At 62.4% G+C, this 25,171-nt stretch carries 19 protein-coding genes; 4 read left to right on the top strand and 15 right to left on the bottom strand.

All coding sequences use genetic code 11. From position 1 onward, the window contains the following. Window positions 1-16: 16 nt before the first annotated feature. The 14 genes from CVS28_RS02870 to CVS28_RS02805 form a co-directional block, all read right to left on the bottom strand. Window positions 17-1,819, bottom strand: a complete 1,803-nt coding sequence (locus CVS28_RS02870; protein ID WP_103480566.1) for an acetyl/propionyl/methylcrotonyl-CoA carboxylase subunit alpha — start codon at window positions 1,817-1,819, stop codon at window positions 17-19. 134 nt (window positions 1,820-1,953) lie between these two features. Next, window positions 1,954-2,301 (bottom strand): winged helix-turn-helix domain-containing protein, encoded by a 348-nt coding sequence (locus CVS28_RS02865; RefSeq protein ID WP_103480565.1) that lies wholly within the window; start codon window positions 2,299-2,301, stop codon window positions 1,954-1,956. After that, window positions 2,298-2,741: a hypothetical protein gene (locus CVS28_RS02860; RefSeq protein ID WP_103480564.1), complete on the bottom strand. Its 444-nt coding sequence runs from the start codon at window positions 2,739-2,741 to the stop codon at window positions 2,298-2,300. The genes CVS28_RS02865 and CVS28_RS02860 overlap by 4 nt, the downstream gene beginning before the upstream one ends. Window positions 2,742-2,927: 186 nt before the next feature. Then, complete coding sequence (locus tag CVS28_RS02855; protein ID WP_103480563.1) at window positions 2,928-3,542, bottom strand: Maf family protein; 615 nt, start codon at window positions 3,540-3,542, stop codon at window positions 2,928-2,930. Between the two features lie 92 nt (window positions 3,543-3,634). Then, the gene (locus tag CVS28_RS02850) at window positions 3,635-4,045 is read right to left on the bottom strand and encodes a DUF779 domain-containing protein (RefSeq protein WP_103480562.1); all 411 of its coding nucleotides are present in this window, start codon (window positions 4,043-4,045) and stop codon (window positions 3,635-3,637) included. A gap of 119 nt (window positions 4,046-4,164) precedes the next feature. After that, window positions 4,165-5,175: an alcohol dehydrogenase AdhP gene (gene adhP / locus CVS28_RS02845; RefSeq protein ID WP_103464431.1), complete on the bottom strand. Its 1,011-nt coding sequence runs from the start codon at window positions 5,173-5,175 to the stop codon at window positions 4,165-4,167. Window positions 5,176-5,351: 176 nt separating this feature from the next. Next, window positions 5,352-6,875, bottom strand: coding sequence for an acetaldehyde dehydrogenase ExaC (gene exaC, locus CVS28_RS02840; protein WP_103464361.1), 1,524 nt, complete (start codon window positions 6,873-6,875; stop codon window positions 5,352-5,354). Between the two features lie 2,103 nt (window positions 6,876-8,978). Further along, entirely contained in the window at window positions 8,979-10,208 is a 1,230-nt protein-coding gene (locus tag CVS28_RS02835) for a sigma-54-dependent transcriptional regulator family protein (RefSeq protein ID WP_103480561.1), read from the bottom strand. Between the two features lie 226 nt (window positions 10,209-10,434). Further along, window positions 10,435-13,104 (bottom strand): MMPL family transporter, encoded by a 2,670-nt coding sequence (locus tag CVS28_RS02830; RefSeq protein WP_103480560.1) that lies wholly within the window; start codon window positions 13,102-13,104, stop codon window positions 10,435-10,437. A gap of 73 nt (window positions 13,105-13,177) precedes the next feature. Then, window positions 13,178-13,819 carry a TetR/AcrR family transcriptional regulator gene (locus CVS28_RS02825; RefSeq protein WP_243399659.1) on the bottom strand — a complete coding sequence of 214 codons (642 nt, stop codon included), beginning with the start codon at window positions 13,817-13,819 and terminating at the stop codon, window positions 13,178-13,180. Window positions 13,820-14,012: 193 nt separating this feature from the next. Then, entirely contained in the window at window positions 14,013-15,440 is a 1,428-nt protein-coding gene (locus CVS28_RS02820; protein WP_103480559.1) for a dicarboxylate/amino acid:cation symporter, read from the bottom strand. Window positions 15,441-15,570: 130 nt separating this feature from the next. Further along, a complete protein-coding gene (locus CVS28_RS02815; RefSeq protein WP_103480558.1) occupies window positions 15,571-17,316 on the bottom strand; it encodes a DUF885 domain-containing protein in 1,746 nt (581 codons plus the stop codon). 38 nt (window positions 17,317-17,354) lie between these two features. Further along, window positions 17,355-17,561 carry an acyl-CoA carboxylase subunit epsilon gene (locus CVS28_RS02810; RefSeq protein WP_243399658.1) on the bottom strand — a complete coding sequence of 69 codons (207 nt, stop codon included), beginning with the start codon at window positions 17,559-17,561 and terminating at the stop codon, window positions 17,355-17,357. Beyond that, on the bottom strand, window positions 17,558-19,141 hold the full coding sequence (locus CVS28_RS02805) for an acyl-CoA carboxylase subunit beta (RefSeq protein WP_103480557.1): 1,584 nt from the start codon (window positions 19,139-19,141) through the stop codon (window positions 17,558-17,560). Before CVS28_RS02805 ends, CVS28_RS02810 begins: the two co-directional genes overlap by 4 nt. A gap of 271 nt (window positions 19,142-19,412) precedes the next feature. On the opposite strand from CVS28_RS02805, the gene CVS28_RS02800 reads away from it, so the two are divergent. The 4 genes from CVS28_RS02800 (at window position 19,413) to CVS28_RS02785 (ending at window position 23,720) form a co-directional block, all read left to right on the top strand. After that, entirely contained in the window at window positions 19,413-20,447 is a 1,035-nt protein-coding gene (locus tag CVS28_RS02800) for a biotin--[acetyl-CoA-carboxylase] ligase (protein ID WP_165788035.1), read from the top strand. Beyond that, complete coding sequence (locus CVS28_RS02795) at window positions 20,440-20,985, top strand: PH domain-containing protein (protein WP_103480555.1); 546 nt, start codon at window positions 20,440-20,442, stop codon at window positions 20,983-20,985. The genes CVS28_RS02800 and CVS28_RS02795 overlap by 8 nt, the downstream gene beginning before the upstream one ends. Window positions 20,986-21,025: 40 nt before the next feature. Further along, the gene (locus CVS28_RS02790; protein WP_243399657.1) at window positions 21,026-22,105 is read left to right on the top strand and encodes an adenylate/guanylate cyclase domain-containing protein; all 1,080 of its coding nucleotides are present in this window, start codon (window positions 21,026-21,028) and stop codon (window positions 22,103-22,105) included. Between the two features lie 214 nt (window positions 22,106-22,319). Continuing rightward, window positions 22,320-23,720: a recombinase family protein gene (locus tag CVS28_RS02785; protein WP_103480554.1), complete on the top strand. Its 1,401-nt coding sequence runs from the start codon at window positions 22,320-22,322 to the stop codon at window positions 23,718-23,720. A 164-nt stretch (window positions 23,721-23,884) separates the two neighbouring features. Here the strand turns inward: CVS28_RS02785 and CVS28_RS02780 are convergent, their stop codons facing one another. Beyond that, window positions 23,885-24,664, bottom strand: coding sequence for a rolling circle replication-associated protein (locus CVS28_RS02780; RefSeq protein ID WP_103480678.1), 780 nt, complete (start codon window positions 24,662-24,664; stop codon window positions 23,885-23,887). Window positions 24,665-25,171 lie beyond the last annotated feature (507 nt).

Genomic DNA, 25,171 nt, shown 5'->3' with positions numbered 1-25,171 from the left:
GCGAGGGTTAGTCTTGTTAGTCCTCGATGGTGGCCAGGACTGCTCCTGCGGCGACGGTGTCACCGGCTGCTGCACTGAGCCCGGTCACGGTACCTGCCTTGTGGGCCGTGAGGGGCTGCTCCATCTTCATGGCCTCCAGCACCACAATAAGGTCACCCTCGGCCACGACGTCCCCATCAGCGACAGCCACCTTCACGATGGTGCCCTGCATGGGGGAGGCCAGCGCGTTGCCGTTGGCGGCCACCGGGCCAGCACTGCGGTTGCGACCGGCCTTCTTGGCCTTCTTGGCGCCACCACCGTTGGAAACGCTGCCCACAGCGAACTGTGCCGGCAACGTCACTTCAAGCCGCTTGCCACCCACCTCGACGGTGACGCTTTGGCGCGTTCCGGCGTCGTCCGCGGCAGCGGAAACACCTGAGAGGTCGAAGGCGGGGATGGTGTTGTTGAACTCGGTCTCGATCCAGCGGGTGTGCGTGGTGAACGCGGCGCCGTTGGCCGGGGCGAAGGCGGGGTCAACGACCACTGCGCGGTGGAAGGGCAGCACGGTGGGCAGGCCGCCGACCTGCATTTCCTCCAGTGCCCGGCTGGAACGCTGGAGCGCCTGCTCGCGGGTGGCCCCGGTGACAATGAGCTTGGCCAGCATGGAGTCGAAGTTGCCGCCGATGACCTCGCCGGCGGTGATGCCGGAATCGACGCGGACACCGGGGCCCGTGGGCAGTGTCAGCGTGGTGACGGTGCCGGGGGCCGGCATGAAGCCGCGGCCCGGATCTTCGCCGTTGATGCGGAACTCGAAGGAGTGGCCGCGGACTTCGGGGTCGCCGTAGCCCAGTTCCTCGCCGCGGGCGATGCGGAACTGCTCGCGCACCAGGTCAATGCCGGTGACCTCTTCGGAGATGGTGTGCTCCACCTGGAGGCGGGTGTTGACCTCGAGGAAGGAGATGGTGCCGTCGGTGCCCACGAGGAATTCGCAGGTGCCGGCGCCAACGTAATTGGCTTCCTTCATGATGGCCTTGGACGCTTCATAAAGGCGCTTGTTCTGGTCATCGGTAAGGAACGGTGCGGGGGCTTCCTCCACCAGTTTCTGGTTGCGGCGCTGCAGGGAGCAATCCCTGGTGGAGACGACGACGACGTTGCCCGCCGCATCTGCCAGGCACTGGGTTTCCACGTGGCGGGGGGCGTCGAGGAAGCGCTCCACGAAGCACTCGCCGCGGCCAAAGGCTGCGACGGCTTCGCGGACTGCCGACTCGTACAGTTCGGGGATTTCTTCACGGGTGCGGACAACTTTAATGCCGCGTCCGCCGCCGCCATAGGCTGCCTTGATGGCCAAGGGCAGGCCGAACTCTTCAGCGAAGTCCAGGACTTCCTGGGTGGAGGCCACCGGGTTCTTGGTGCCGGGCACCAGGGGTGCGCCAACCTTTTCGGCAATGTGGCGGGCCTGGACCTTGTCACCCAGCGCGGCGATGGCTGCGGGGGAGGGGCCAATCCAAATCAGGCCGGCGTCGATAACCTTCTGGGCGAAATCGGCGTTTTCGGCCAGGAAGCCGTAGCCGGGGTGGACGGAGTCGGCACCCGACTGCTTTGCGGCGTCGAGGATCTTCTCCATGACCAGGTAGGAGTCTGCTGCGGTTGACCCGCCGAGCGCGAAGGCTTCATCGGCCATGCGCACGTGCAGTGCGTCCCGGTCCGGCTCAGCGTAGACAGCAACGGAGGTGATGCCTTCGTCGCGGGCCGCCCGGATGATGCGGACGGCAATTTCACCGCGGTTGGCGATCAGGACTTTGCTCAGCTTTTGCGCACTGGCGGACTGTGAAATGCTCACACGAGACTCCTTCTATTCTTCACAGAGCCTAGCGTGACTATGTGGAATTTCCTCACACATCATGCCTATTATGCGTGTGCGTGACGGTTCTTTTGTGGAGAACCTACAAAATGCTCTTAGTTAGTCCCCGGCCATTAGTCCCCGGCAATGAGGCGCAGTGTGGCCATGTGGTGTTCCCATGCCTGATGCCCGACGGCGGTCAGCTTCACCGAGGTGCGGGGAAACTTGCCCACAAAGGCCTTCTTGACCTCAATGAAGCCAGCCTTTTCAAGCGTGGAGAGCTGCTTGCTGAGCACGGAGCCGCTTACCTGGATGGTGTTGCGCAGGTCCTTGAAATCCATGGTTTCGGTCCTGGCCAGGGCCGCGGCAATGGAAAACCTGACGGGCTGGTGCAGCACTTCACTGAGTTCGTGGCGGGGGTGCTGGGTTCCCTGCTGTTCCTGCGGGGCTGGGCTCTCTGCTTGGGCTGGCTGCTTACTCATGCGCGCAACTCGCGGAATGCTGCGGCGACGCCGGTTGCCGCGAGGATGACTGCGGCACTGATGTAGTAGACCAGGCTGCCGTTGGCGAACGCCAGGGCTCCCGTGGCGATGGCGGCTACGTAGAGCACGAAGTACGCGATGAGCGATGTGGCGAATCGCTTGGAGAAGCCGGCCTTGGTGGTGCGCAGCATAAACGTCCAGGTAAAGGCTGTGATCATGGCCCAGGCGGCCACGCTCATGGCCAGCAGCGGTGCTCCGTAGCCGGTGTGGGCAACAATGTGAAAGCCGATCATCATCATGGAGCCGATGATGGCCAGCGAATTGAACACCATGGCGGTTGGCCAGCCGGCGGCACTGGTGGCCGTGCTGCCGATGCCTTCGGCCCGGGCGAGGAGCTCGCGGGCTTCTGCGGCCGAGGGGGAGCTGTTCTGCCGAGTCATGGACATGCCTTTCGCTGACGTTGTGTTGCCTGATGACACAACTATATGAAAGTACTTTCTATTCCGTCAAGTAGTTTCTGTGGCGTCCCTGAAATTATGCGTGAAACCCGCTGTGGGTTCTGCGCATAAATGCGTATGCGCAGAACTCACGGTGGGTTCCACGCATACGTTCATGATTTTGGCCGCTCAGGCCCACAACTCTGTGATGGAAACGCCCGTTTTGGCCAGCAGCCGCCGCAGCGTGGAAATGGACAGCCCAACCACCGTATGTGGGTCACCATCCACGCCGCTGATGAACGCCCCGGCCAGACCGTCAATCGTGAATCCGCCCGCCACCTGCAGGGGTTCGCCCGTGGCAACATAGGCGAGAATTTCGGCGTCGGACACGTCCTCAAAGTGGACCACGGCGCTGTTGATCTCGCCGTGGGCAACTGATTCGCCGCCGGCAGCGTTGATGAGCCAGTGGCCGGTGTGGAGCACACCCGACTTGCCGCGCATGAGCTGCCAGCGTTCAAGGGCGACGGCGGCCTCCCAGGGTTTGCCGTACGGCTCGCCGTCGAACTCAAAGACCGAATCGCAGCCCACCACGAGTCCGTCGGACATGTCGGCGGCTACGGCCTCGGCCTTGGCCCGGGCCAGGAGCAGCGCTGTTTCGGCGGGGGTCAACGGGCCGGCGGCGGCACTGACGGCGTCCTCATCCACGTCCGAGACAAGAATGCTGTGCGCAATTCCGGCGTCGGAGAGCAGTTTGGTGCGGGCGGGGGACTTGGAGGCCAGAACAAGGCGTGCGGGTGTGGTCATGATTCAAGCTTAGGCTCGGTTGTTGCGCGGAACGTTTGAAAGAGCGCCTGGCACTGATTTTGGCGGTTCAACAGCTGTGCCACAGATCGGAGTTACTGCTGGGAGGCGGGCACGAAGCCGTCCACCAGCCGGGAGCGGATCAGGAAACGTTTGCCCTCCGGCGCCTCGACGGAGAACCCGCTGCCCCGGCCGGCCACCACATCCACCGTCAAGTGGGTGTGCGACCAATAGTTGAACTGTTCCTTCGACATCCAAAACTCCACGGGCCCGCACCCGGGGAGCTCAAAGAGGCCCAGCAGGATGTCAGCTTCTGCCGTGATGAACTCGCCCGCCGGGTAGCACATGGGGGAAGAGCCGTCACAGCAGCCGCCGGACTGGTGGAACATGAGCGGGCCGTGGATGCCCCACAGTTTTTGCAGCAGTTCCACGGCCATGCCGCTCAGGGCAACCCGGGACTGTGTTTCGCCCGGGATGGTGATGGCGGCATCCAAAACTTGGCTCATGGTGTGGCTCGATTCGGCAATTGCATTCGACGGGCAAACTGGGACAAATGGGTGCGCCGGGCACCTGCGGAAGGTGCCCGGCGTCGTGCTTGGTAAGGCCCTAAGACGAGGCAGCTCGCTTAGTAGGCGATGACCACTCGACCGTCAATCGCACCGGCCTTCATCTCCTCCAGCACCTCGTTGATTTCGCCTAAGCTGCGGGTGGAGACGGTGGGGTGGATCAGGCCGCGGGCGTAGAAGTCGATGGCCTCGGTCATGTCCTGGCGGGTGCCCACGATGGAGCCGCGGATGGTCAGGCCCTTGAGTACCACTTCAAAGATGGGCGCCGGGAAATCGCCCGGCGGCAGACCGTTGAACACGATGGTGCCGCCGCGGCGGGTCATGCCGATGGCCTGGCCAAACGCTGCCGGGTGGACCGCCGTGACCAGCACGCCGTGGACGCCGCCGGTTTGGCGCTGGATGGCCTCCACCGGGTCCTCATCCCGGGCATTGACGGTGATTTCGGCGCCGTGCTTGCGGGCCAAGGCCAGCTTGTCCTCGGCAATGTCCACGGCTGCAACACGCAGGCCCATGGCCACGGCGTACTGGACGGCAATGTGCCCCAGCCCGCCAATGCCGGAGATGACAACCCACTGGCCCGGGCGGGCCTCAGTCATCTTCAAGCCCTTATAGACAGTGACGCCGGCACACAGTACTGGCGCAATCTCCACGGGGTCGGCGCCCTCGGGGATGCGCGGGGCGAACTCGGCATCGACCAGCATGTACTCGCCAAAGGAGCCGTCCACGCTGTAACCTCCGTTTTGCTGGGACTCGCACAGAGTTTCCCAGCCGGTGCGGCAGAATTCACAGTCGCCGCACGCGCTCCACAGCCAGGCGTTGCCCACACGGTCGCCAACCGCCAAGGAGGTGACGCCGTCGCCCAAGGCAACCACTTCACCCACGCCCTCGTGGCCGGGTACGAACGGCGGGCTGGGCTTGACGGGCCAGTCGCCCTCGGCAGCGTGCAGATCCGTGTGGCAGACGCCGCTGGCGATCAACTTCACTAGAGCTTGGCCCGGCCCGGGGGTGGGCAGCGGGTATTCCTCAATTCTGAGGGGTGCGCCGAATTCCTTGACAACTGCTGCATGCATCGTGGTCATGTGGTTCTCCAATGAACGTGGTGATGACGGGCGTGCGCCGGGCACCTAGGGCAGGTGCCCGGCGTCGAGCGTGGAAAAGGTGCAGGAGCGTTCCCGAAAAACGCCCCGTTAGTGAGCGAGCGTCGGTGAAAACAGCCCCGTTAGTGAGCGAGCGCTGGGAGGGGGTTTTAGAAGAAGCCGAGTTTGTCCTCGCTGTAGCTGACCAGCAGGTTCTTGGTCTGCTGGTAGTGGTCCAGCATCATGGCGTGGTTTTCGCGGCCGATGCCGGAGGACTTGTAACCGCCAAACGCTGCACCGGCGGGGTAGGCATGGTAGTTGTTGACCCAGACGCGCCCGGCCTGGATCTCACGGCCCGCCCGGTAGGCCACATTGCCGTTGCGTGACCAGACACCGGCGCCCAGGCCGTAGAGGGTGTCGTTGGCGATGTGCAGCGCGTCGGCGTAGTCGTCGAACTTGGTCACCGCGAGCACCGGGCCAAAGATCTCCTCCTGGAAGATGCGCATGTCATTGGTGCCTTCGAAGATGGTGGGTTTGACGTAGTAGCCGCCGGCCAGATCTCCGGGCAGGATGTTGCGCTCGCCGCCGGTGAGCAGCGTGGCGCCTTCCTGCTTGCCAATGTCCATGTAGGAGAGGATTTTCTCCATCTGGTCGTTGGAGGCCTGGGCGCCGATCTGGGTGTCGGTGTCCAGTGGGTTCCCCTGGATGATGGCCTCGGTGCGGGCCACGGCGTCGGCCATGAACGCCTCATACATGGAGGCCTGGACCAGGGCGCGTGAGGGACAGGTGCAGACCTCGCCCTGGTTGAAGGCGTAGAGCGTGAAGCCTTCAAGGGCCTTGTCGTAGAACGCGTCGTTCTTGTCCATGACGTCGTCGAAGAAGATGTTGGGGCTCTTGCCGCCGAGCTCCAGCGTGACAGGGATCAGGTTCTGCGACGCGTACTGGCTGATGAGCCGGCCCGTGGTGGTCTCACCGGTGAACGCGATTTTGCGGATGCGCTTGCTGGAGGCGAGCGGCTTGCCGGCCTCCACACCGAAGCCGTTGACCACGTTGATGACGCCGGCGGGCAGGATGTCGGAGAGGAGTTCCATCAGGACCAGGATGGAGGCGGGTGTTTGCTCCGCTGGTTTAAGCACGACGGCGTTTCCCGCTGCGAGTGCCGGGGCCAGCTTCCATACGGCCATCAGGATGGGGAAGTTCCAGGGGATGATCTGGCCCACCACACCGAGCGGCTCATGGAAGTGGTAGGCCGTGGTGTTGTCATCGAGCTGGGTCAGGCGGCCCTCCTGGGCGCGGACCACAGAGGCGAAGTAGCGGAAGTGGTCTGCCGCGAGCGGGATGTCGGCGTTGAGGGTTTCGCGCACGGCCTTGCCGTTGTCCCACGATTCGGCCACGGCCAGGAGCTCAACGTTTTCATCGATCCGGTCTGCCACCTTGTTCAGGATGGCTGCACGTTCGGCGGCCGATGTCTGCCCCCAACTCGGGGCCACCTTGTGGGCTGCGTCCAGGGCGAGTTCAATGTCCTCGGCCGTACCGCGGGCCACCTCGCAGAACACCTTGCCGGTGACGGGTGTGATGTTTTCAAAGTATTCACCCTTGACGGGGGCAACCCATTCGCCGCCAATCCAGTTTTCGTAACGGTCCTTGAAGGTGACCTTTGAGCCTGGCTGGCCGGGCTGTGCATAAACAGTCATTGTCTAAACTCCTCTGCGTGGGGGACGTCGATGTCCTTGCCCAGAACAGTACGGGGAGTCACGTTGCAAGCACGTTGCAAGGTCCGGGGCCCACTAGTCTGGGATGCTTCTATAACTGTCAAGGGTTGACCGGGTCATGCCATAGGGGACTAGCCCGGTAGCCGGCTACTGATCCCGGGAGTTTAAAGAAGAAGTGGCCAACCAATCAAGGCGGTTAGCCACCTCCCAGAAAAGAGAATACACACACGCGCTGACACGCAACATATACCCACCGTTCGCGGCCACCACCAGACAACCCCAGTGAAAGGTTCCCTGACCGCGTGACACCACCAACTCACCCGGCCCGGCTCCCGGACAACCAAATATCTCCTCACAAGAACCACCGCGGCCTAGAGGCACACACAAAAATTTGCACCAGATCCCCAGCAACTTCTTAAGCGCCGCGTGTCCGGCCAGCAGCGATCACTAAGGCAGATGACTACGATGACGTGCCGCTAAACCAATGCGAGCCACAAGGTAGATCCCGAGCCAACCGCAAAAGGCGACCAAACTCAACCGTCCGAAGACGACTTGACGAGATTTCAGAGAGTGGCTATATTTTTTCTCGTAAGAAAAAGAGAACGGAAGTTCCCCCGCCCAAAGTAGTTGAAGTTGCTTGTCTAGGGGGAAGCGCCGTTGCAGCAAATCTGGCCGTCAAGCAGTAGGAGACGGACACAAGCAACACCAGCAGTATGTGGTTGTCGACAGTTTGAGATGACCACGGCAGTACCAGCAGTACCGGACCGTCAGGCAGTAGGAGACGGACACAGCAACACCAGCAGTATGTGGTTGTCGACAGCTTGAGACGACCACAGCAGTACCAGCAGTACCGGACCGTCAAGCAGTAGGAGACGGACACAGCAACACCAGCAGTATGTGGTTGTCGACAGCTTGAGATGACCACAGCAGGACCCGGAAAGCGTGGTTGTCGACAGCTTGAGACGACCACAGCAGTACCAGCAGTACCGGACCGTCAGGCAGTAGGAGACGGACACAGCAACACCAGCAGTATGTGGTTGTCGACAGCTTGAGAAGACCACAGCAACACAAGTAATGGCAATACCAGCATTATGAGAAGTGCCCGTAGTACCGGACCGTCAAGCAGTAGGAGACGGACACAAGCAACACCAGCAGTACGTGGTTGTCGACAGCTTGAGACGACCACAGCAGTACCAGCAGTACCGGACCGTCAGGCAGTGGGAGACGGACACAGCAACACCAGCAGTATGTGGTTGTCGACAGCTTGAGACGACCACAGTAACGCACCTTATGGGGCGGGCAAAGCAAGTGCATCGGTATGCATTCCTTGCCCGCCCCGCACCTTTTTGCTATGGGTTGCGTCGCTACTCGGTCGGCCTTCTCAACAGGGGTGGGTAGGAACTGAACCCCCAATTATGGGCGTTGCCAAAGCCGCTACCTGGCGCTTGAACAGGTCCAGAGCAACGATGCTCATGTCTCCTCCAATATCGACGGTTACTGTCAGTCATGTGACGCATCGAAAGGGTTACCGCTTGGCAGGTCTGTAATGAGCCACGCCAGTGTTCATGGCGGGCAGGCTTCTTATCAAGCCAGGGCAGTAGACAGAACCGATGCTGAACCTAGCCCGGGCGGACATATCCAAGACAGCGCACTCACCCCAAGCGGAGGAGGCAATTCCATGGGTGAGTCACACCCGAACCGAGCCACAACATCAGACTGCCAGTCACTCGCAGAGCGACCAACAAAATACTTAGAGTCCATGGGGAATGAGTCTGTTGTTCTGGTGTTGGGTTCCATCGTGGCAACTGTGGTGGTCTTGGTGGCCGGCTGCGTGCTGCTGAAGAAGATGGCCGACGTCCGCACCTGGCGGATGTAGCTGGCCGTGGTTCCGGTGGCGACGGCACTCATGCTGTGGGCCAGCCTGAAGCGCTGGTGGATGTGGGACTTGAGCCGGGCGCCCGCGAAGGACCGTGCCGCGCAGATGCAGCCCGCCATCCCATCAAACTGACCCGCAGAAAACGGCGAAAAAAGCCGATTTGGTGGTGATTATCGGCGTTTTCTGCGGGTCAGTTGGAAAAAGGGAGGCTACCGCGCCAGGGCTTCCAAATGAGCCACGACGGCGGAGCGCTTGGGTGAGCGCGGCGGCAGGACACGCAGGGCGCAGCGCCAGGCTTCGACGTCGTCCGCTGCCTCGGGAAGCTGCAGGTACGTCAGCAGGACTTCGGGGCTGGCGTCGTTGAGAATGGCTTCGCGGAGCTGGATGGCCAGCCGGGTGCGCAGGCCCTCGATCTCCGGGGCCGCCGAACGCGGCATGACCTCGCCGCGGTAAATGTTCAGCGCCAGCCGGTGCGCGCCGCGGTCCAAGTAGTTGTGCACCTGCTCGGCATCCACCACGAGCGTCCGGGGCAGCCGGTACGGGCGGGATTCCGGCACAAGCGTGGGGGCCTCCGCCGCCAAAAGCTTGCGCAGGCGCACCATCTCGGCCCGGATGCTGGTCAGCGAGGTGCCCTCGGGGTAGACCTTGTCGGAGAGTTCCTCAGCGCTGAGACCCTCGGGATGCAAGGCCAGCACGGCAAGGATTTCGGTGTGGCGTTCGCTGAGGGTCAGTGCCTGGCCGGAAACATGCAACAGGCCCTGGTCGCGACCCAGGACCTGCAAGCTGTCCCGGTAGAGCGGCTTGTTGAAACTGCCGTGCTTAGGAGTCGGATGCTGCACCCGCTGTTCCAGCCGCTCGATGCGCAGCTGCGCCTGTGCTGCAGCCACGGTTGCCTGCACCAGGGACAGCGTGTTGGCACCCACGGCGTCGGGCCCGCCCGTGATGTCCACGATGCCCAAAATGGCCCCCGAATCCGGGTCGTGGACGGGAACTGCGGTGCAACTCCAGGAGTGGACGGCGGGATTGAAGTGTTCCTGGCCAACAATTTGCACGCTCCGGCCCAGCACCAGGGCCGTGCCCGGGGCGCTGGTGCCAACAACTGTTTCTGACCAGTCGGCGCCCATGGCGAAGTTGATGTGCTCGCCCTGGCGGCGGGCTGAGGGATCGCCTTCCACCCACAGCAGCCGCCCGTGCTCGTCGCCCACGGCGATCAGCAGGCCGGTGTCGCGGCTGGGTTGGACCAGCAATTTGGAGATGACGGGCATGATCGCGGCCAGCGGGTGATCGCGGCGGAATTCGGCAAGCTCCCGGCTCTCCCACACCACCGGAGGAGTGAGGCCGGCGGGCGTGCTCAGGGCATCCATGGAGCGCTGCCACGACTCGCGCACCAAGGGCCGCAAGGCTGGCAGATCGGCAAGCAGGGGGTGCGTCGGGGGCATCAACTCTCCAAAACCACAGCGTCATTGGTAGGAACAGCGTCATTGGTGGGAACAGCGCCATTGATGGGATACGGCCCGCAGATTTGCGAAGATGTGCCGCAGATCACCAGTCTAGACCAGCTGGCTGGGGACGGGTCCGCCGTCGCATCGTCACTGGACAGATAATGCCGCTTCCACGGTGGGAAGCGGCATTATCTGTCCAGTGACGCGTTGCGGTGCCAGCTAGCTAGCGCGAGGGTTCCCGATCCCCGCTCAGTTCCCGCGCATCGGCAGGGGCGTCGGTGAGCGTGGCCAGCTTGGCGCCCTCCACATCCACATCCGGCAGGATCTTATCCAGCCAGGCCGGGATCCACCAGGCAGTTTTGCCCAGCAGGTGCATGGCGGCCGGAACAATGGTCATGCGCACCACGAACGCGTCAATCAGCACGCCAAACGCCAGCGCAAAGCCCAGCGGCCGCACCATGGTCAGGTGGCTGAAAATGAAACCGGAGAACACACTGATCATGATGATCGCGGCCGCCGTCACCACCGGGGCAGCATGCTTGAACCCGGTGCGGACAGCCTGCTTGGCGTCCTGGCCGTGGACGTACGCCTCACGCATGCCGGAGGCAATAAACACCTGGTAATCCATGGCCAGCCCGAACAGCACGCCAATCAAAATAATCGGCAGGAAGCTCAGCACGGCTCCCGGGTTCTCCACACCAAAGACGCCAGAGAGCCAGCCCCACTGGTACACGGCCACCACGCCACCAAACGCAGCAACGAGCGAAAGCAGGAAACCGGCGGTTGCCAGCAGCGGCACCAGGATGGAGCGGAACACCAGGATCAGCAGAATCAAGGAAAGTCCGACGACGATGGCCAGGTAAGGCGGTAGCGCCGCTCCCAGCTTCTCCGAGACATCAACGTTGGCGGCCGTCTGGCCGGTCAGGCCAATGGTCACGTCAAGGTCGGACTTGATGGTGGAGCCCTGCTCACGCAGTTCATGGATCACCTGGACGGTGCCTTCACTGGCAGGACCCTCGGCCGGGATGACCTGGTACACGGCCGTGCGCAGGTCCTCGCTGAGCATGACTGGAACGGCGGCCTTCACATTGGGAACCTGGCGCAGCTGATCGGCAACATCGAGGTTCAGCGTGGTGGCGCTGGTCCTGTCCAAGCCCGCTGGCAAAGAGCCGACCACAATGATGGGCCCGTTCATGCCTTCGCCAAAGTTCTTGCCGGTGATGGAGTACGCCTGGTAGGCGCTGGAATCTACGGGCTCCGAACCGCCGTCGGGCAGGGCCAAGCGCAGACCTGTAGCCGGTATGGCTATGACAGCCAAGGCCAGCACAGCGCTGATGAGGGCAACCACGGGGTGCTTGGTGACCAGGCCACCCCAACCGCGGGCGCTGCGGGCAACATCTACGGCTTCATCGGCGGCAGCCTTGCCACTGGCATCCAAACCTGCCAGCTTGGCGTCGTGCGCAGCAGTAGCGGCCGCATTCTTGACCCAAACACGCTTGGAGATGAGGCGGGTGCCAATCAAGGAGAGCAAGGCAGGCGTCAGGGTCAAGGCGATGAGGACTGAAACGGCAACGGTTGCGGCCGCGGCCAAGCCCAGAATGGCAAGGAAGGGCAGTCCCGTGACCGAGAGTGCCGCCAAGGCAATGACAACCGTCAAGCCAGCAAAGGTCACTGCGTTGCCTGAGGTGCCGGTGGCCTTGGCGATGGATTCACGCATTGCCAAGCCGGCGAGGAGCTGCTGGCGGTGCCTGTTCACGATGAACAGCGAGTAGTCAATGCCAACAGCCAAGCCAAGCATCAGGGCCAGCATGGGGGAGATGGAGGACATTTCAATGACTGTTGTCAGGGCCATGGTGCCGCCCACACCAATGCCCACGCCAATAACGGCCATGAGCAGCGGCAGGCCGGCGGCAACAAAGGTGCCCAGCATGATCAACAGGACCGCTGCTGCCACGGCAATGCCCACAACCTCTGAGACTCCGAACAGCGAGGAGACGTCCTCGACAATTTCCTTGCTGTAGGAGACAGTGATTCCGCTGGAATCCAGGGTGTTGAGCTTTTCCTGGACCAGTTCACGGTTTGCAGGTGTCACGGCGTTCATTGACTCGGAGAACTGGATCTGGCCGATGGCGGCCTTGTTGTTTTCAGAAACAAAGAGCACTCCCGCTGCTGCGTCTGCCATGCGCTGGCCAGCCGTGAGCTCGGCCTTCGTGGCGGCCAGGGTGGCCTGCCCGGCGTCGAACTTGGCCTTTCCAGCCAGGTAGGCATCTTGGCCGGCCTGCCACTGGGTTTTTTGGGCGTCCAGCTGGGCCTGGCCCGCGGCGATTTGCGCGGCGGCACCGGCTGCTTCCGGAGAGCCGGCCGGCAGTGCTGCGGCTTGGGCCTTCTGCGTGTCCAACTGGGTCTGGGCTGCGTCCAGCTGGGCCTTGCCGGCGGCCAACTCCGCGGCTGCGGCATCCAGTTTGGGCTTTTCGGCAGCGGCCTGCGCCTCGCCGGCAGCCAACTGCTTGGCGCCGTCGGCCAGCTGTGCAGCGCCTTCAGCCTTCTGGGCGGTGGTCAGGAAAGGGTCAATGACGCCCTTGACGGTTGGCACGGTTGTCACTGTTTCCAGTGCCCCCGTGATGGCTTCTTCCTGGGCCTGGGTGAACGGTTCGCCGTTGGTGGTGGTGAACACCACCGCGCCGGTGCCCCCGGATGCCTCCGGCAGGTCAGCCTGCAGCTTATCTGCCATCTGCTGAGTTTCGGTGCCGGGAATCTGGAAGTTGTTGGACATGGGGCCCATGAACAGGGCCGCGGCACCGCCCACCATTCCCATGATGAGAGCCCAGGCGGCAATCACCAGCCAAGCGCGGCGGGCGGAGAACCGTCCAAGTTTATAGAGCCAGAGGGCCATGATCGTTCCATTCTCTAAGGGTGCCGGCGCGGGCGGGGCGCAGGCTGTTGTGCTGTGCGGAGCGCAGAAAAGACTAGCTGCTGAAGCCGTTGCGGATGTGGGAAATGGTGCTGTCCAAGAAGGCACGCAAATCAGCCAACGATTCGTCGGTGATGTTGGTTCCATGCTTCTGGAACCAGACTTGGAACGCCGCCCGGCAGCTGCCGGTAACGGCGCCCACTAGGGCGTAAAGGTAAAGTTCATCGGTATCCGGGGGCAGGCGGTGCCTGGCAACTTCAGTGATTTTGAGGCTGCATTCCTCCCAGGCCTGGAGCTGGAAGCGGCCCAGCTGGGGGTCCTGAGTGAGGGCGAAAGTCTCGGCCAGAATGGCCAGGTTGCGGGCGCTGCCCACGGCTGACAGGGCGATCTGGGCGGATTCGAGCACCGGTTCGTCGGCTGGCCGGGCTTCCAATTCCAAAATGACCTGGTCCAGGTAATTTTGGGTGAAGCTGGCAACGGCCGCTTCCACGGAGGAAAAGTAGTTGAAAAAGGTGCGCCGGGAGACACCGGCTGCCACGGCAACGTCGTCAACGGTGAAGGAGCTGAGGTCGCCGCTGCGCAGGAACTCGAGGGCGGCATTGGCAATCGCGTCCCGGGAGGCGGCCTTGTTCAGTTCGCGGCGGGAAGGTTGCGGATCAGCCAGCGGCTGTTGGGTGGGAAGTGCAGAAGAACTCACATCTCTACACTAAGTGCAAGTTTGCACTTAGTGCAAACTGTTTGGCGGGCGGTCGGCAGGAACCTGTCCGACACACAGTCTTCGGCGAACACAAAAATCCCGCCCAGGTGACGATCTGTTGATCGGCTCCGGGACGGGAGTTCTGTACTGCCAGCTAGCGAGCTGTTACACATCAGGTGCTGCTGCCAAACGGTTAGGCGTTGGCAGCCTGACGCTTGGGATCGACCTCGTCGGCGCTGTTGGCTGCGTTCAAGTCGGCCAGCAGGTCATCGCTGTCGTCGGCAAAGGGGTTGCCGTTGCGGGGGGCGTTGTACAGTTCCTCATTCAGGATGCCCTGGCGCTTGGAGACGATGGTGGGGACCAGCGCCTGACCGGCCACGTTCACTGCCGTGCGGCCCATGTCCAGGATGGGGTCAACGGCAAGGAGAAGTCCGACGCCGGCCAGCGGCAGTCCCAGCGTTGACAGCGTCAGCGTGAGCATGACGACGGCGCCGGTGGTGCCTGCTGTTGCCGCTGAGCCCAAAACGGAGACCAGAACAATGAGCAGGTACTGGCCCAAGTCCAACTGGATGCCGAAGAATTGTGCCACGAACACGGCCGCGATGGCCGGGTAGATTGCCGCGCAACCGTCCATCTTGGTGGTGGCGCCCAACGGCACCGCGAAGGAAGCGTAGGCGCGGGGCACGCCCAGGTTGCGTTCTGTCACGCGCTGGGTCAGCGGCAGCGTGCCGATGGAGGAGCGGGAGACGAAGGCCAGCTGAACTGCCGGCCAAACACCTGAGAAGTATTGCTTGATGGACAGGCCGTGGGTCTTGATCAGCACCGGGTAAACCACGAACAGCACCAGGGCCAGGCCCACATAGATGGCCAGGGTGAACTTGCCCAGCGAGCCAATGGTGGTCCAGCCGTAGGTGGCCACCGCTGTTCCGATCAATCCGACCGTGCCGATGGGAGCCAGGCGGATGATCCACCACAGCACCTTCTGGATGACGGCCAAGGCTGAACCGTTGAGCTTGAGGAACGGATCCGCTGCCTTGCCAACCTTCAGTGCCGCAATGCCAACCACAATGGCAATGACAAGGATTTGCAGGACGTTGAAGCTGACGCTGGTGGTCAGGGCGCCCGATTCGGCGGCCTTCGTGGACGCGCTCAGGCCCAGGAAGTTGGAGGGGAACAAGCCGATGAGGAAGGCCCACCAGTCGCCGGACTTGCCGGTGTATTCCTTGGGCGTTGCCGTTCCAGTGCCGGCACCGGGCTGGAAAAGCACTCCGAGGGCGATGCCGATGGTCACGGCAATCAAGGAGGTGATGGCGAACCAGAGCAGGGTGTTCCATGCCAAGCGGGCGGCGTTGGTGACTTCACGCAAATTGGCAATGGAGGAAACCACTGCCGTAAAGATCAACGGCACAACGGCCGCCTTGAGGATGGAGACGTAGCTGTTGCCAACGGTGCTCAGCGTTGTGACCAGGCCGTTGGGATCCGTTTTGGGATCCCCGCCGAGCTGGCGGGCAATCAAGCCCAGGATGAGGCCGGCGAGGAGGCCGGCAATGATTTGAACGCCGAAGGAGCTGGCCCACCTGGGCAGCTTCGACACTTTGTTGGTGCTCGCTGTGGAAGTCATGGTCCAACGGTAGGCGCGGGACAATATCACTATGAAATTTGTGTGTCCTCTTGTTACGCATAGCAATTTCAATTGTTACGCGCGTTACCCACGTTGCCCGAACGCCGTCCTTTTTGGCCCAAGGTCGCGGCTAGCCGTGAAGCAGCGCCATCTTGAGGGTGTCCAAACCCACTGAGCCAAGATTCAAGGCTTGGGTGTGGAAGTCGCGCAGGGAGAAGGAAGCGCCGTCGCGCTGGGCACGGGCGTCGCGGATGTCCTCCCAGAGGCGCTGGCCAATCTTGTACGACGGCGCCTGGCCGGGCCAGCCGAGGTACCTGTTGAACTCAAAGTCCAGCTGGCCGGCGGAGATGTCGAGGTTTGCGCGCAGGAACTCCAGCCCCTTCTCAGGGGTCCAGTTCCCGGTTCCCCACGGGGCAGGAATGGGCAGTTCCAGGTGGACGCCAATGTCAAAGACCACCCGTGCGGCGCGCATCCGCTGGCCATCGAGCATGCCCATCTTGTCGCCCGGATCGGCCAGGTAGCCCAAGTCATCCATGAGTCTTTCGGCGTACAGCGCCCAGCCTTCGCCGTGGCCGGACACCCAGCACACGTTCCGCCGCCACTCGTTGAGAAGCCCCGACTGGTAGATGGCCGTGGCCACCTGGAGGTGGTGGCCGGGAACGCCCTCATGATAAACAGTGGTTGTTTCGGCCCAGGTGGTGAAGGAATCCTCGCCAACGGGGACCGACCACCACATCCTGCCCGGACGGGAGAAATCTTCCGACGGGCCCGTGTAGTAAATGCCGCCGTCCTGGGTGGGTGCAATGCGGCATTCCAGGGTGCGCATGATGTCCGGGATGCTGAACTGTGTGCCGGCCAGCTCAGCCATGGCCGTGTCGGAGAGTTTCTGCATCCACGCAGTCAATGCCTCGGTGCCCTGGAGCGCGCGGGCGGGGTCGGAATTCAGTACCGCCTTGGCTTCCTCGATCGAGGCGCCCGGCTTGATCTGCTCCGCAACGGCTTCCTGTTCGGCGATGACGCGTGCCAGCTCCGCCACACCCCACGCGTACGTTTCCTCAAGGTCAATGCTTGCACCCAAGAATTGCCGGGAGGCCAGTGCATAGCGTGCCCGCCCCACGGCATCGGCCACGGGTGCCGACGGGAGCAGTTCCTCACGCAGGAAATCCACCAAAGTTCCGTAGGCGGTTCGCGCCAATTCCGCGTTGGCGAGCAGCGCGGTGGCGAGACTGGCAGGGAGGGAAGGTCCGGCGTCGTGCGGGGATGCAGAGTCCGGGGATGGGGTATTCGGGCCCGCGGGATCGAGGGCAGCCTCACGGGCCAGGGCAGCAAAGTAGCCCTCGGTCCCGGCATGCCGCTCACACTGCTCAATGACTGTCAACACCTGCCGCCGGGCGGCCACCAAACCGCGCCGTGCACCGGCCCGCAGGGATGCAAGGTAACCGTCAACGGCGCCCTGAACATTGGCCAGGCGGGCGGAAATATGCTCCCAATCGGCCACAGTGGCAGTGGGCATCAGGTCAAAAATGGCCCGAATCTCCTGCGCAGGGGAAGCAATATTGTTCAAATCCGCCAGCAACCAGCCGCTGCTGTGGAGCTCCAAATCCAGGCCCAGACGCTCATTCATGGCGTGCAGTGTCACCTGGTCCACGGAATCGGCCGGTTCCAGCGCTGCCAACGACGCCAGGGCAGCCCGCGTTGCCTGCTCAGCCGCCGCCAAACCGGCGGGGGAGTGGTCGCGATACTCACTTTCACGCCCCGGCCGGCCCAACGAGGTGGCAAAGCCCGGGTCGAGCTCCAGCAGCGTCTCGGTGTAGGCGTTGGCAAGCTGGTCAATGGCAGTGGCGGCCCTGGTGACGGGCTGTGCGGGCAAAGTCATGCCCCGAGCCTACCGCCTTGTTGCTTATCAGCTGGCAGTTAGCGCCCCGAGCGACGCCAGGCACCAGCGCCGGGTTTGGGCGGCAACTTCAGGAGTGTCCGCCGGGCCCAATGCCGACTGGGAGTTTTGGCTTCCGACTCGCCGGCGCCAGCCTGCAAGGCAAGCACGACGGCGGTAACGGCGGCGAGTTCCTCGGGCGTGGGATCGCCTTTGGTGACGGTAAGCAACGGCTCGGCCGGGATCACAGCGGGATGTTCCCGTGCTTCTTGGCGGGCAGGCTGGCACGCTTGTCACGCAGCGCGCGCAGGCCCTTGATGAGCTGGATCCGGGTGTCGGAGGGGGCGATGACGGCGTCCACGTAGCCAAGCTCGGCGGCCTGGTACGGGTTCAACAGCTCGTCCTCGTAGTTGCGCACAATCTCGGCACGGCGGGCTTCAACATCGCCACCCTCTGCTGCCACTGCTGCCAGGTCGCGGCGGTACAGGATGTTGACGGCGCCCTGGGCGCCCATGACGCCGATCTGGGCTGTGGGCCAGGCCAGGTTGAGGTCTGCGCCGAGCTTCTTGGAGCCCATCACAATGTACGCTCCGCCGTAGGCCTTGCGGGTGATGACGGTCAGCTTGGGCACGGTGGCTTCGGCGTAGGCGTAGAGCAGTTTGGCGCCGCGGCGGATGATGCCCTGGAATTCCTGGTCCTTGCCGGGCAGGAAGCCCGGCACATCCACCAAGGTGATGATGGGGATGTTGAAGGCGTCACAATTGCGGACAAAGCGGGCCGCCTTTTCCGAGGCGTTGATATCCAAGGTGCCGGCGAACTGCATGGGCTGGTTGGCCACGATGCCCACGGTGTGGCCCTCGATGCGGCCGTAGCCGATCATGACGTTGGGCGCGTACAGGGCCTGCATTTCCAGGAAATGGGCGTCGTCCACGATCTGCTCAATCACTGCACGCATGTTGTACGGGTGGTTGGCCGAGTCAGGGATCATCGAATCCAGGGCGAGGTCGCCGGCGTCGAGCTCCAATTCCTGCTCATGCTCGGTGACAGGGGCCTCTGCGAGGTTGTTGGAGGGCAGGAAGTCAAGGAGTTCGCGGACAAACTCAATAGCGTCGGCCTCGTCGGTGGCCAGGTAGGTGGAGGTGCCCGTGGTGCTGTTGTGCTGGCGCGCGCCGCCCAGGGTTTCCATGTCCACGTCCTCGCCCGTGACGGTCTTGATGACGTCGGGGCCGGTGATGAACATGTGGGAGGTCTTATCCACCATGACAACGTAGTCGGTCAGGGCGGGGGAGTACGCTGCACCGCCGGCGCACGGGCCCATGATGAGGGAGATCTGCGGGACAACGCCCGAGGCGTGCACGTTGTTGCGGAAGATGTCGGCAAACATGGCCAGCGAGGCCACGCCTTCCTGGATGCGGGCGCCGCCGCCGTCGTTGATACCAACTACCGGGCAGCCGTTGCGCAGGGCAAATTCTTGGACCTTGACAATCTTTTCGCCATTGACCTGGCTCAGCGAGCCGCCGTAGACACTGAAGTCCTGGCTGTAGACGGCGATGAGGCGGCCATCCACTGTGCCGTAACCGGAGACGACGCCGTCGCCCAGGGGCTTCTTCTTCTCCATGCCAAACGCCGTGGAGCGATGCACGGCCAGGGCGTCGAACTCGACAAAGGAGTCCGGGTCAAGGAGCAGGTCAATGCGTTCCCGGGCAGTGTTGCGGCCCTTGGCGTGCTGCTTCTCAATGGCAGCTTCCCCTGAGGGCTTTTCCGATTGGGCCATCCGGTCGCGGAAATCGGCAATTTTGCCTGCTGTCGTTGAAAGGTCGTGGCTCATTGGTACTCCGGCTCAGTAGGTGGAAGCTGGCAGCCCTCGCAGTAGGAACCGCACAAAAGGGCAAACTCTTAGTTCATTCTAGTAACGTATTCCGGCCTTGCGTGTGTAGGAACCCTACAAAGTCGACAGTTAGCAATGGCAGGTTCCTCCACCCCATGGCACCTTGCACCCCGTGATGCCTTGGCGTCTGCCCGCCAGCTGTCCGCAGCTCTCCTACAGGCTGCCAACCGCGCAGACATGAATGTCAGTGGTGCCGGATAAGATTGAGGCCATGACCGGCGCGCCACAAGCACTTAACCAGCCTGCACTGAAGGCTGCTTTGTTGCGCCCCCAGGGATCCTTCGGGCGGGTGGAGATTGTGGGCACCACCGGATCCACCAACACCGACCTGGCCGGCAGTGCTGGCGACCCACATCAGCTGTGGCCGGATTTGAGCGTTTTGATAGCCGACGCCCAAGAAGCCGGCAAGGGCCGGTTGGGCCGGACATGGGTGGTCCCAGCCGGGGCGGCCATGATTTCAAGCGTGTTCCTGCGCCCGGGTGACCGGGCGCCGTCAGCTGCGGGCAGACCCGGATCAGGCGCAGGCAGTGCACCCACTTCTGATGCACCCACTTTTGGTGCACCTGCCGCTGGCCAACCCGCAGGCGGTGCGCTCCCCTTTGACGCACATACTTCTGGCGCATCGGCTTTCGCCCTCACCGGCTACGCCTGGCTATCCATCCTGGCCGGCGTGGCACTGTGTGAAGCGCTGCGGGTGCACACCTCCGTCCCCGCGGCACTGAAGTGGCCCAATGATGTTGTGGTGAACGGGCGTAAACTTGCCGGCATTCTTGCCCAGCTGGTTCCGTTCACCACGGGTGGGCCCGGCGTGGTGGTTGGCGCAGGTGTGAATGTCAGTGCCGACGCCCACCAGCTCCCAACGGATCGTGCCACCTCGCTGCTTCTGGAAGGCGCCATCCCGGAAGCCCTGGACAGGAATGTGCTGCTTCCGGCGTATCTGAACACTTTTGCCGCCCTGTACAACGAATTTGTTGCGGCAGCCGGTGATGCGGCAGCGCCCCTTATTGGCGGTGTGGGGGGTGGGCGCAGTCTGCTGGAACTGGCAGCACAGCACATGAGCACCTTGGGCCAGGAAGTTCGGGCGGAACTGCCAGGTGGCGCAATGCTGCACGGTACTGCGACGGGGCTGGGCAACGACGGCAGTTTGTTGATCCGTGACGCCGCAGGAACATTTCATACTGTCAGCGCCGGTGACGTTATTCATCTGCGCCGCACAGAAACCGATGGCACGCTGAACTATGCGTAGTAGCTGGTTGGAGCAGGGGGAGCAGGTTCTCATCGACACCCGGCCCCATTCCCGGGTTCTGCTCTGGCCCATCACGGTGGGGTTGATGATGATCCTTGGCGCGTCCGCCACTCTGGCCAAGTTGCAGCCGGGGCCCTTCGCCGATTGGGCTCCGCAGTCCGGGCCGGCGCGCGAACCAGCCATTGTGCTGCTGGTGACGGCTGTGGTCCTGCTGTTGTTGGCCTATCCGGTGCGGCGCACGCTGAGGTGGGCCTCCACACATATTGTCCTCACCAATCAGCGGCTGGTGGTTCGCCATGGACCGCGGCGCCGAAAGGCCCACTTCCATGTCTTGGCACACATTCAGGAAGTGCGTCCCGTGCAAAATTGGCGGCAGCGGCTGGTGGGCTCGGGGGACCTGCAACTGCATATGTACCGCGGTCAGATGCGGACAATAAAGGAAGTACCTGTCGTCAAAGAGTTCAATAGTGAAACTCAACAGGCCTGGACGGCAGTATTTAGGGCATCCATTCAGCAAACACCCCAGCAAGGGGACTAGGCTATTGACGAACTTACAAGAGAAAAGGAGCTGCGCCAGCTTGGAAGAGACCACTGACCGGCCCGAGCCGCTGTTGCCTCCTGCCTCACGCAACCAAACCAAAGCCCTGGAAACTCAGCTGTTGGGCGGCGAGCGGACACTCAAACGCCGCGACGTTGCTGCCGGAGTTGGCGTATCACTGCTTTCTGCACGCAAAATTTGGCGTGCCATGGGCTTCCCCAATATTGGCGATGAAGACGTGGCCTTCACCGAGCGCGATCAAGAGGCGCTGCAGATCGTTGTCACCATGGTCCGTGAAGGCTTGTTGACGGAAGAAACAGCCATCTCCGTCACCCGTTCCATCGGTCAAATGACTGACAGGATGGCTGTCTGGCAGATTGAGGCGCTGGTTGAGGATTTGGTGGCGGAGCATGGCGTCAGTGACGCCGAGGCCCGACGCGCAGTGGTGTCCGAACTGCCAAGCCTGATTGCCCCGCTGGAAGAACTCTTGATTTATTCCTACCGACGCCAGCTCAACGCAGGCGTTCAGCGCCTGGCCGTGCGTGCCGAGTCGGGCCTGGCTGCCAGCGAGTTGGGGCGCGACGGCGATGAAGACGACGCGCCGCTGCCCCTGGCCCGAGCCGTGGGTTTTGCCGACCTGGTCAGCTACACCTCACTGTCTCGGCGCATGAATGAAAAAACCCTGGCCAAGCTGGTGCAGCGTTTTGAGAACGTTTGTGCCGAGATCATCAGTGTTGGTGGCGGCCGGCTGGTGAAGACCATTGGCGATGAGGTCCTGTTCAACTGTGAAACACCCGTTGCAGGCGCCCAAATTTCCTTGGCTCTGGCCGAGGCCATGGCGGCTGATGACTTCCTGCCCGAAGCCCGTGTGGCCATGGTCTGGGGCCGCGTCCTGTCACGCCTCGGCGATATTTATGGCCCCACCGTGAACCTCGCTGCCCGCCTGACGTCGTTGGCTGAACCGGGCACCGTGTTGGTTGACTCCGTGACAGCCTCGGCGCTGACCAACGACGACAGGTTCATCCTGACCCAGCTGCCCGTGGAGAACGTGCGCGGTTTTGGTGAAATTGCCCCCGTGCTGCTCCAGCGTGGCAAGGGCCAGGGCCTAGTAGTCGACTAAGCAGCCTTCTCCGGCGGCTCAGATGGCCCATTCCGCGACAGCCCGTGGTGGTAGTTGTTGCGGCGGGCGCGCTGAGTGGGGTCGAGCCGAAAGCTGGGGATGTACCACGGCACACCCTCGTGAAACTCGATGGTCCAGTGGCCGCGGTGCACAAGCTGGTGATGCAGGCTGCACAGAAGGGTGCCATTAGCCACTATTTGTTAGTCTGACCCCTATGAAGACACCTCGATCGGCCGCGATCTATGCCCGTATCTCGTCTGACCAGTCCGGGGAAGGCTTGGGCGTCACCCGCCAGTTGGAGGACTGCCGTGAGCTCGCCGCGAACCATGGATGGACGGTCGGGGACGAGTATGTCGATAACGACATCAGCGCCTATAAGGGCAAGCCGAGGCCCCAGTATCAGCGAATGCTCGATGATCTTGCCGAGGGCTACCGGGACGCAGTGATCGTTTACAACATGGATAGGCTTACCCGGCAGCCAATGGAGCTCGAACAGTTCTCTCGATTGTGCGAGCAAGCAGGGGTGACGCAGGTAAAGTCTGTGACGGCTGACATAGACCTCGGAAATGACGATGGTCTCTTCATGGCACGTATCCTCGCGGCCATCGCCTCCAAGGAATCTGGCCGGAAGTCTGAGCGTCTTCAGCGCAAGGCGCGCCAATTGGCGGAGCAAGGCCTGCCCAACGGCGGCCACCATCGCCCGTTTGGATACGAACAAGATCGCATGACAGTGAACGAGGCTGAGGCCGAGGTTCTACGTCAAGCAGTGGGCCGGTTCCTGGCCGGGGAATCTTCACGTTCGATCTGCGTGTGGCTCAACAATGAAGGCGTTCAGACGACGGCCGGGGGTCCCTGGCAGACGGTGACCCTTAACGCGATCTTCAAGTCCGGGCGCATTGCAGGGTTGCGGGAACACAAAGGAGTCGTGGTTGCTGACGCTCAATGGCCAGGGATTATCACGCCAGCGCAGAGGCAGCAGATTCTTGGTCACTTTGAAACGAAGAAGCGGACGAATACGCGCGCACCACGTCGATATGTGCTGTCCGGCCTATTGCGCTGCGGCAAGTGCGGAAACAAGCTGTTTTCCTCAATCCGTGTCGACACTCGCCGCTATGTTTGCCTTGCAGGTCCGGACCATGGAGGTTGTGGGCGCCTAACGATCGTGGCGTCACCGGTGGAGGAGTTCATTTGCGCTGCTGTCCTCATGCGGCTCGATACTCCCGAGATGGCAGATGCATTGACCGGCCGCCGTGCAGTGGACGAGCGGCAAAGCAGCCTGTTGGAAACTTTAGAGGCAGACCGTAGCCAGATGCAGGAGCTATCCGAGATGTGGGCAGCCAAGGATATTTCAAGCGTTGAGTGGAAGGCGGCCCGTGACCCCATTGAGGCGAGAATTAGGTCGACCGAGCGACAGCTGGCGCAGGCATCCAGTTCAAGTGCCCTGGACGGCCTGATCGGTACAGGGGAGCAGCTAATGACCGCGTGGTCGATGCTGAACCTCGACCGGCAGGCCGCGATTATCAAGGCGGTCCTGGACTACGCAACGATTCTGCCGGGTACGCTCGGAGCACGAACGATGGACCCGGCACGGATTCAGCCCGTCTGGCAACTATGACGCCGCGGCGGTACTCCGGCCGCTGTCGCGTCCGTCCGTTCCGGGCGCGGCACCCAAAAGCACGCCAACCCGCCCGAGAACACCGGGGTCGGTCACATGCACTGGGATACCCTGAGCAGCACAGCTGGCATTTAGCCATTCAGCAATCGTCATCTGATCGAACATCAGATACCCCACTGCGCCCAAATCGCAGGAGCCCCGGCCCAGTCCTCCACAGAAGAGGACGACCACTGAGTTTGCGGTGGCCCGTTGAGATAGTCCGACGCCTGTGCCAGTACATCACCTGGAGAAACACCACTTAGAGCGAGTTTGACCGGCTGGAAGCCCTGGGCGACATCATAGCGATGAAGCCCGAACACCTGAGAGGTCGGTTCCGTAAACGTTTTGGACACGTATTTCGACAGATAACCGGCAGCCTTGCGGGCCTCGGACAATGCCCCCGAACCCACAGGCAAGTCACCCAGCAGCTTAATATGAACGTGCCCACGGCCCCAAACTTCTTTGATCAGTCGGCGGTGGATGAAACGTCCGACGGCGAAATGGGCATGTAGTCCATGGTCCGTCTTATGCCATTCCGGAACCCACGCATACGGCAAGGGCGCTCCGCCAAGGTCCGCCCGAATATCTCGGAAGAATGCGCCCAAATGGGTTCGCAATTCCTGTGGGTCATGGCAGCCGGTACCGGCATAGGTCAGTGTCCCGAGACGGTTAAGTTGGTTTGCGGCACAGTAGCGTCGTAGTTTGGACCCAGCGCGCCGACCGGCTTCGGCCGCGGCGCGCTCAGGATTGGCTGCTGAACCCTTGGCAACGAACGACCGGTTGGGCTTGTACGAGGAGCGGAACCCGCCTCCGCCCTCACCGGCGTCCGGATAGAGAGAAAAGAACCAGCCGGCATCCGGAGCGATGAGCCGGCCAAGTGAAGTACTGACAGCAGAAGTGGACATTGGGACCCCAAGGAACGAAACCGACAAGGAATCGCTGAAGTCACCGCCAAGGAGAAGAAAGAGAATAGCGCTACGACGGGGCTTCAACATCCGGTCTCACTCCGGATGGGCCCTCTCTGTCTAAAACCATGAGCATATTTAGGAACGCGGGCCTACCACGCTGCTCGACCCCTCAGGAAGGCCACCTGCAATTAATGTATTCCGGCCCTGAGTTGGTCCCGCCGGGTACAGCAATGCCCCTATCTTGCCATACGAATTACACAGCTGTCACTAGCTGCCGCACGACCGTTCGTCCTCGGACGCGGAGCGTCCTGCGGGCGCTGCGTCCCTTGCCACATCCCACCCGCTACTCTGAGCACATGTACACAAGTCACCTCCCCAATGGAGAACCCGGCCCAGACCTTCTAATCGTCGACACCCCGGGAGGCATCCAACCCCACCTTGCGCTACTTGATGAACCCCGGATGACATTCTGCGGTGTGGAGACCGCCGGACCATCGAGAACCT

Source organism: Arthrobacter glacialis (genome assembly GCF_002909415.1).
In the GTDB taxonomy this organism is placed as follows: domain Bacteria; phylum Actinomycetota; class Actinomycetes; order Actinomycetales; family Micrococcaceae; genus Specibacter; species Specibacter glacialis.
This window is presented reverse-complemented; position numbering and strand designations above follow the sequence as displayed.

Coding starts and splice junctions, on each gene's coding strand:
- CVS28_RS02820 (WP_103480559.1), bottom strand. CDS start 15,440: ATGACTTCCACAGCGAGCACCAACAAAGTGTCGAAGCTGCCCAGGTGG.
- CVS28_RS02785 (WP_103480554.1), top strand. CDS start 22,320: ATGAAGACACCTCGATCGGCCGCGATCTATGCCCGTATCTCGTCTGAC.
- CVS28_RS02780 (WP_103480678.1), bottom strand. CDS start 24,664: ATGTCCACTTCTGCTGTCAGTACTTCACTTGGCCGGCTCATCGCTCCG.
- CVS28_RS02830 (WP_103480560.1), bottom strand. CDS start 13,104: ATGGCCCTCTGGCTCTATAAACTTGGACGGTTCTCCGCCCGCCGCGCT.
- CVS28_RS02835 (WP_103480561.1), bottom strand. CDS start 10,208: ATGCCCCCGACGCACCCCCTGCTTGCCGATCTGCCAGCCTTGCGGCCC.
- CVS28_RS02860 (WP_103480564.1), bottom strand. CDS start 2,741: ATGACTCGGCAGAACAGCTCCCCCTCGGCCGCAGAAGCCCGCGAGCTC.
- CVS28_RS02855 (WP_103480563.1), bottom strand. CDS start 3,542: ATGACCACACCCGCACGCCTTGTTCTGGCCTCCAAGTCCCCCGCCCGC.
- CVS28_RS02815 (WP_103480558.1), bottom strand. CDS start 17,316: ATGACTTTGCCCGCACAGCCCGTCACCAGGGCCGCCACTGCCATTGAC.
- CVS28_RS02865 (WP_103480565.1), bottom strand. CDS start 2,301: ATGAGTAAGCAGCCAGCCCAAGCAGAGAGCCCAGCCCCGCAGGAACAG.
- CVS28_RS02850 (WP_103480562.1), bottom strand. CDS start 4,045: ATGAGCCAAGTTTTGGATGCCGCCATCACCATCCCGGGCGAAACACAG.
- CVS28_RS02800 (WP_165788035.1), top strand. CDS start 19,413: ATGACCGGCGCGCCACAAGCACTTAACCAGCCTGCACTGAAGGCTGCT.
- CVS28_RS02795 (WP_103480555.1), top strand. CDS start 20,440: ATGCGTAGTAGCTGGTTGGAGCAGGGGGAGCAGGTTCTCATCGACACC.
- CVS28_RS02805 (WP_103480557.1), bottom strand. CDS start 19,141: ATGAGCCACGACCTTTCAACGACAGCAGGCAAAATTGCCGATTTCCGC.
- exaC (WP_103464361.1), bottom strand. CDS start 6,875: ATGACTGTTTATGCACAGCCCGGCCAGCCAGGCTCAAAGGTCACCTTC.
- adhP (WP_103464431.1), bottom strand. CDS start 5,175: ATGCATGCAGCAGTTGTCAAGGAATTCGGCGCACCCCTCAGAATTGAG.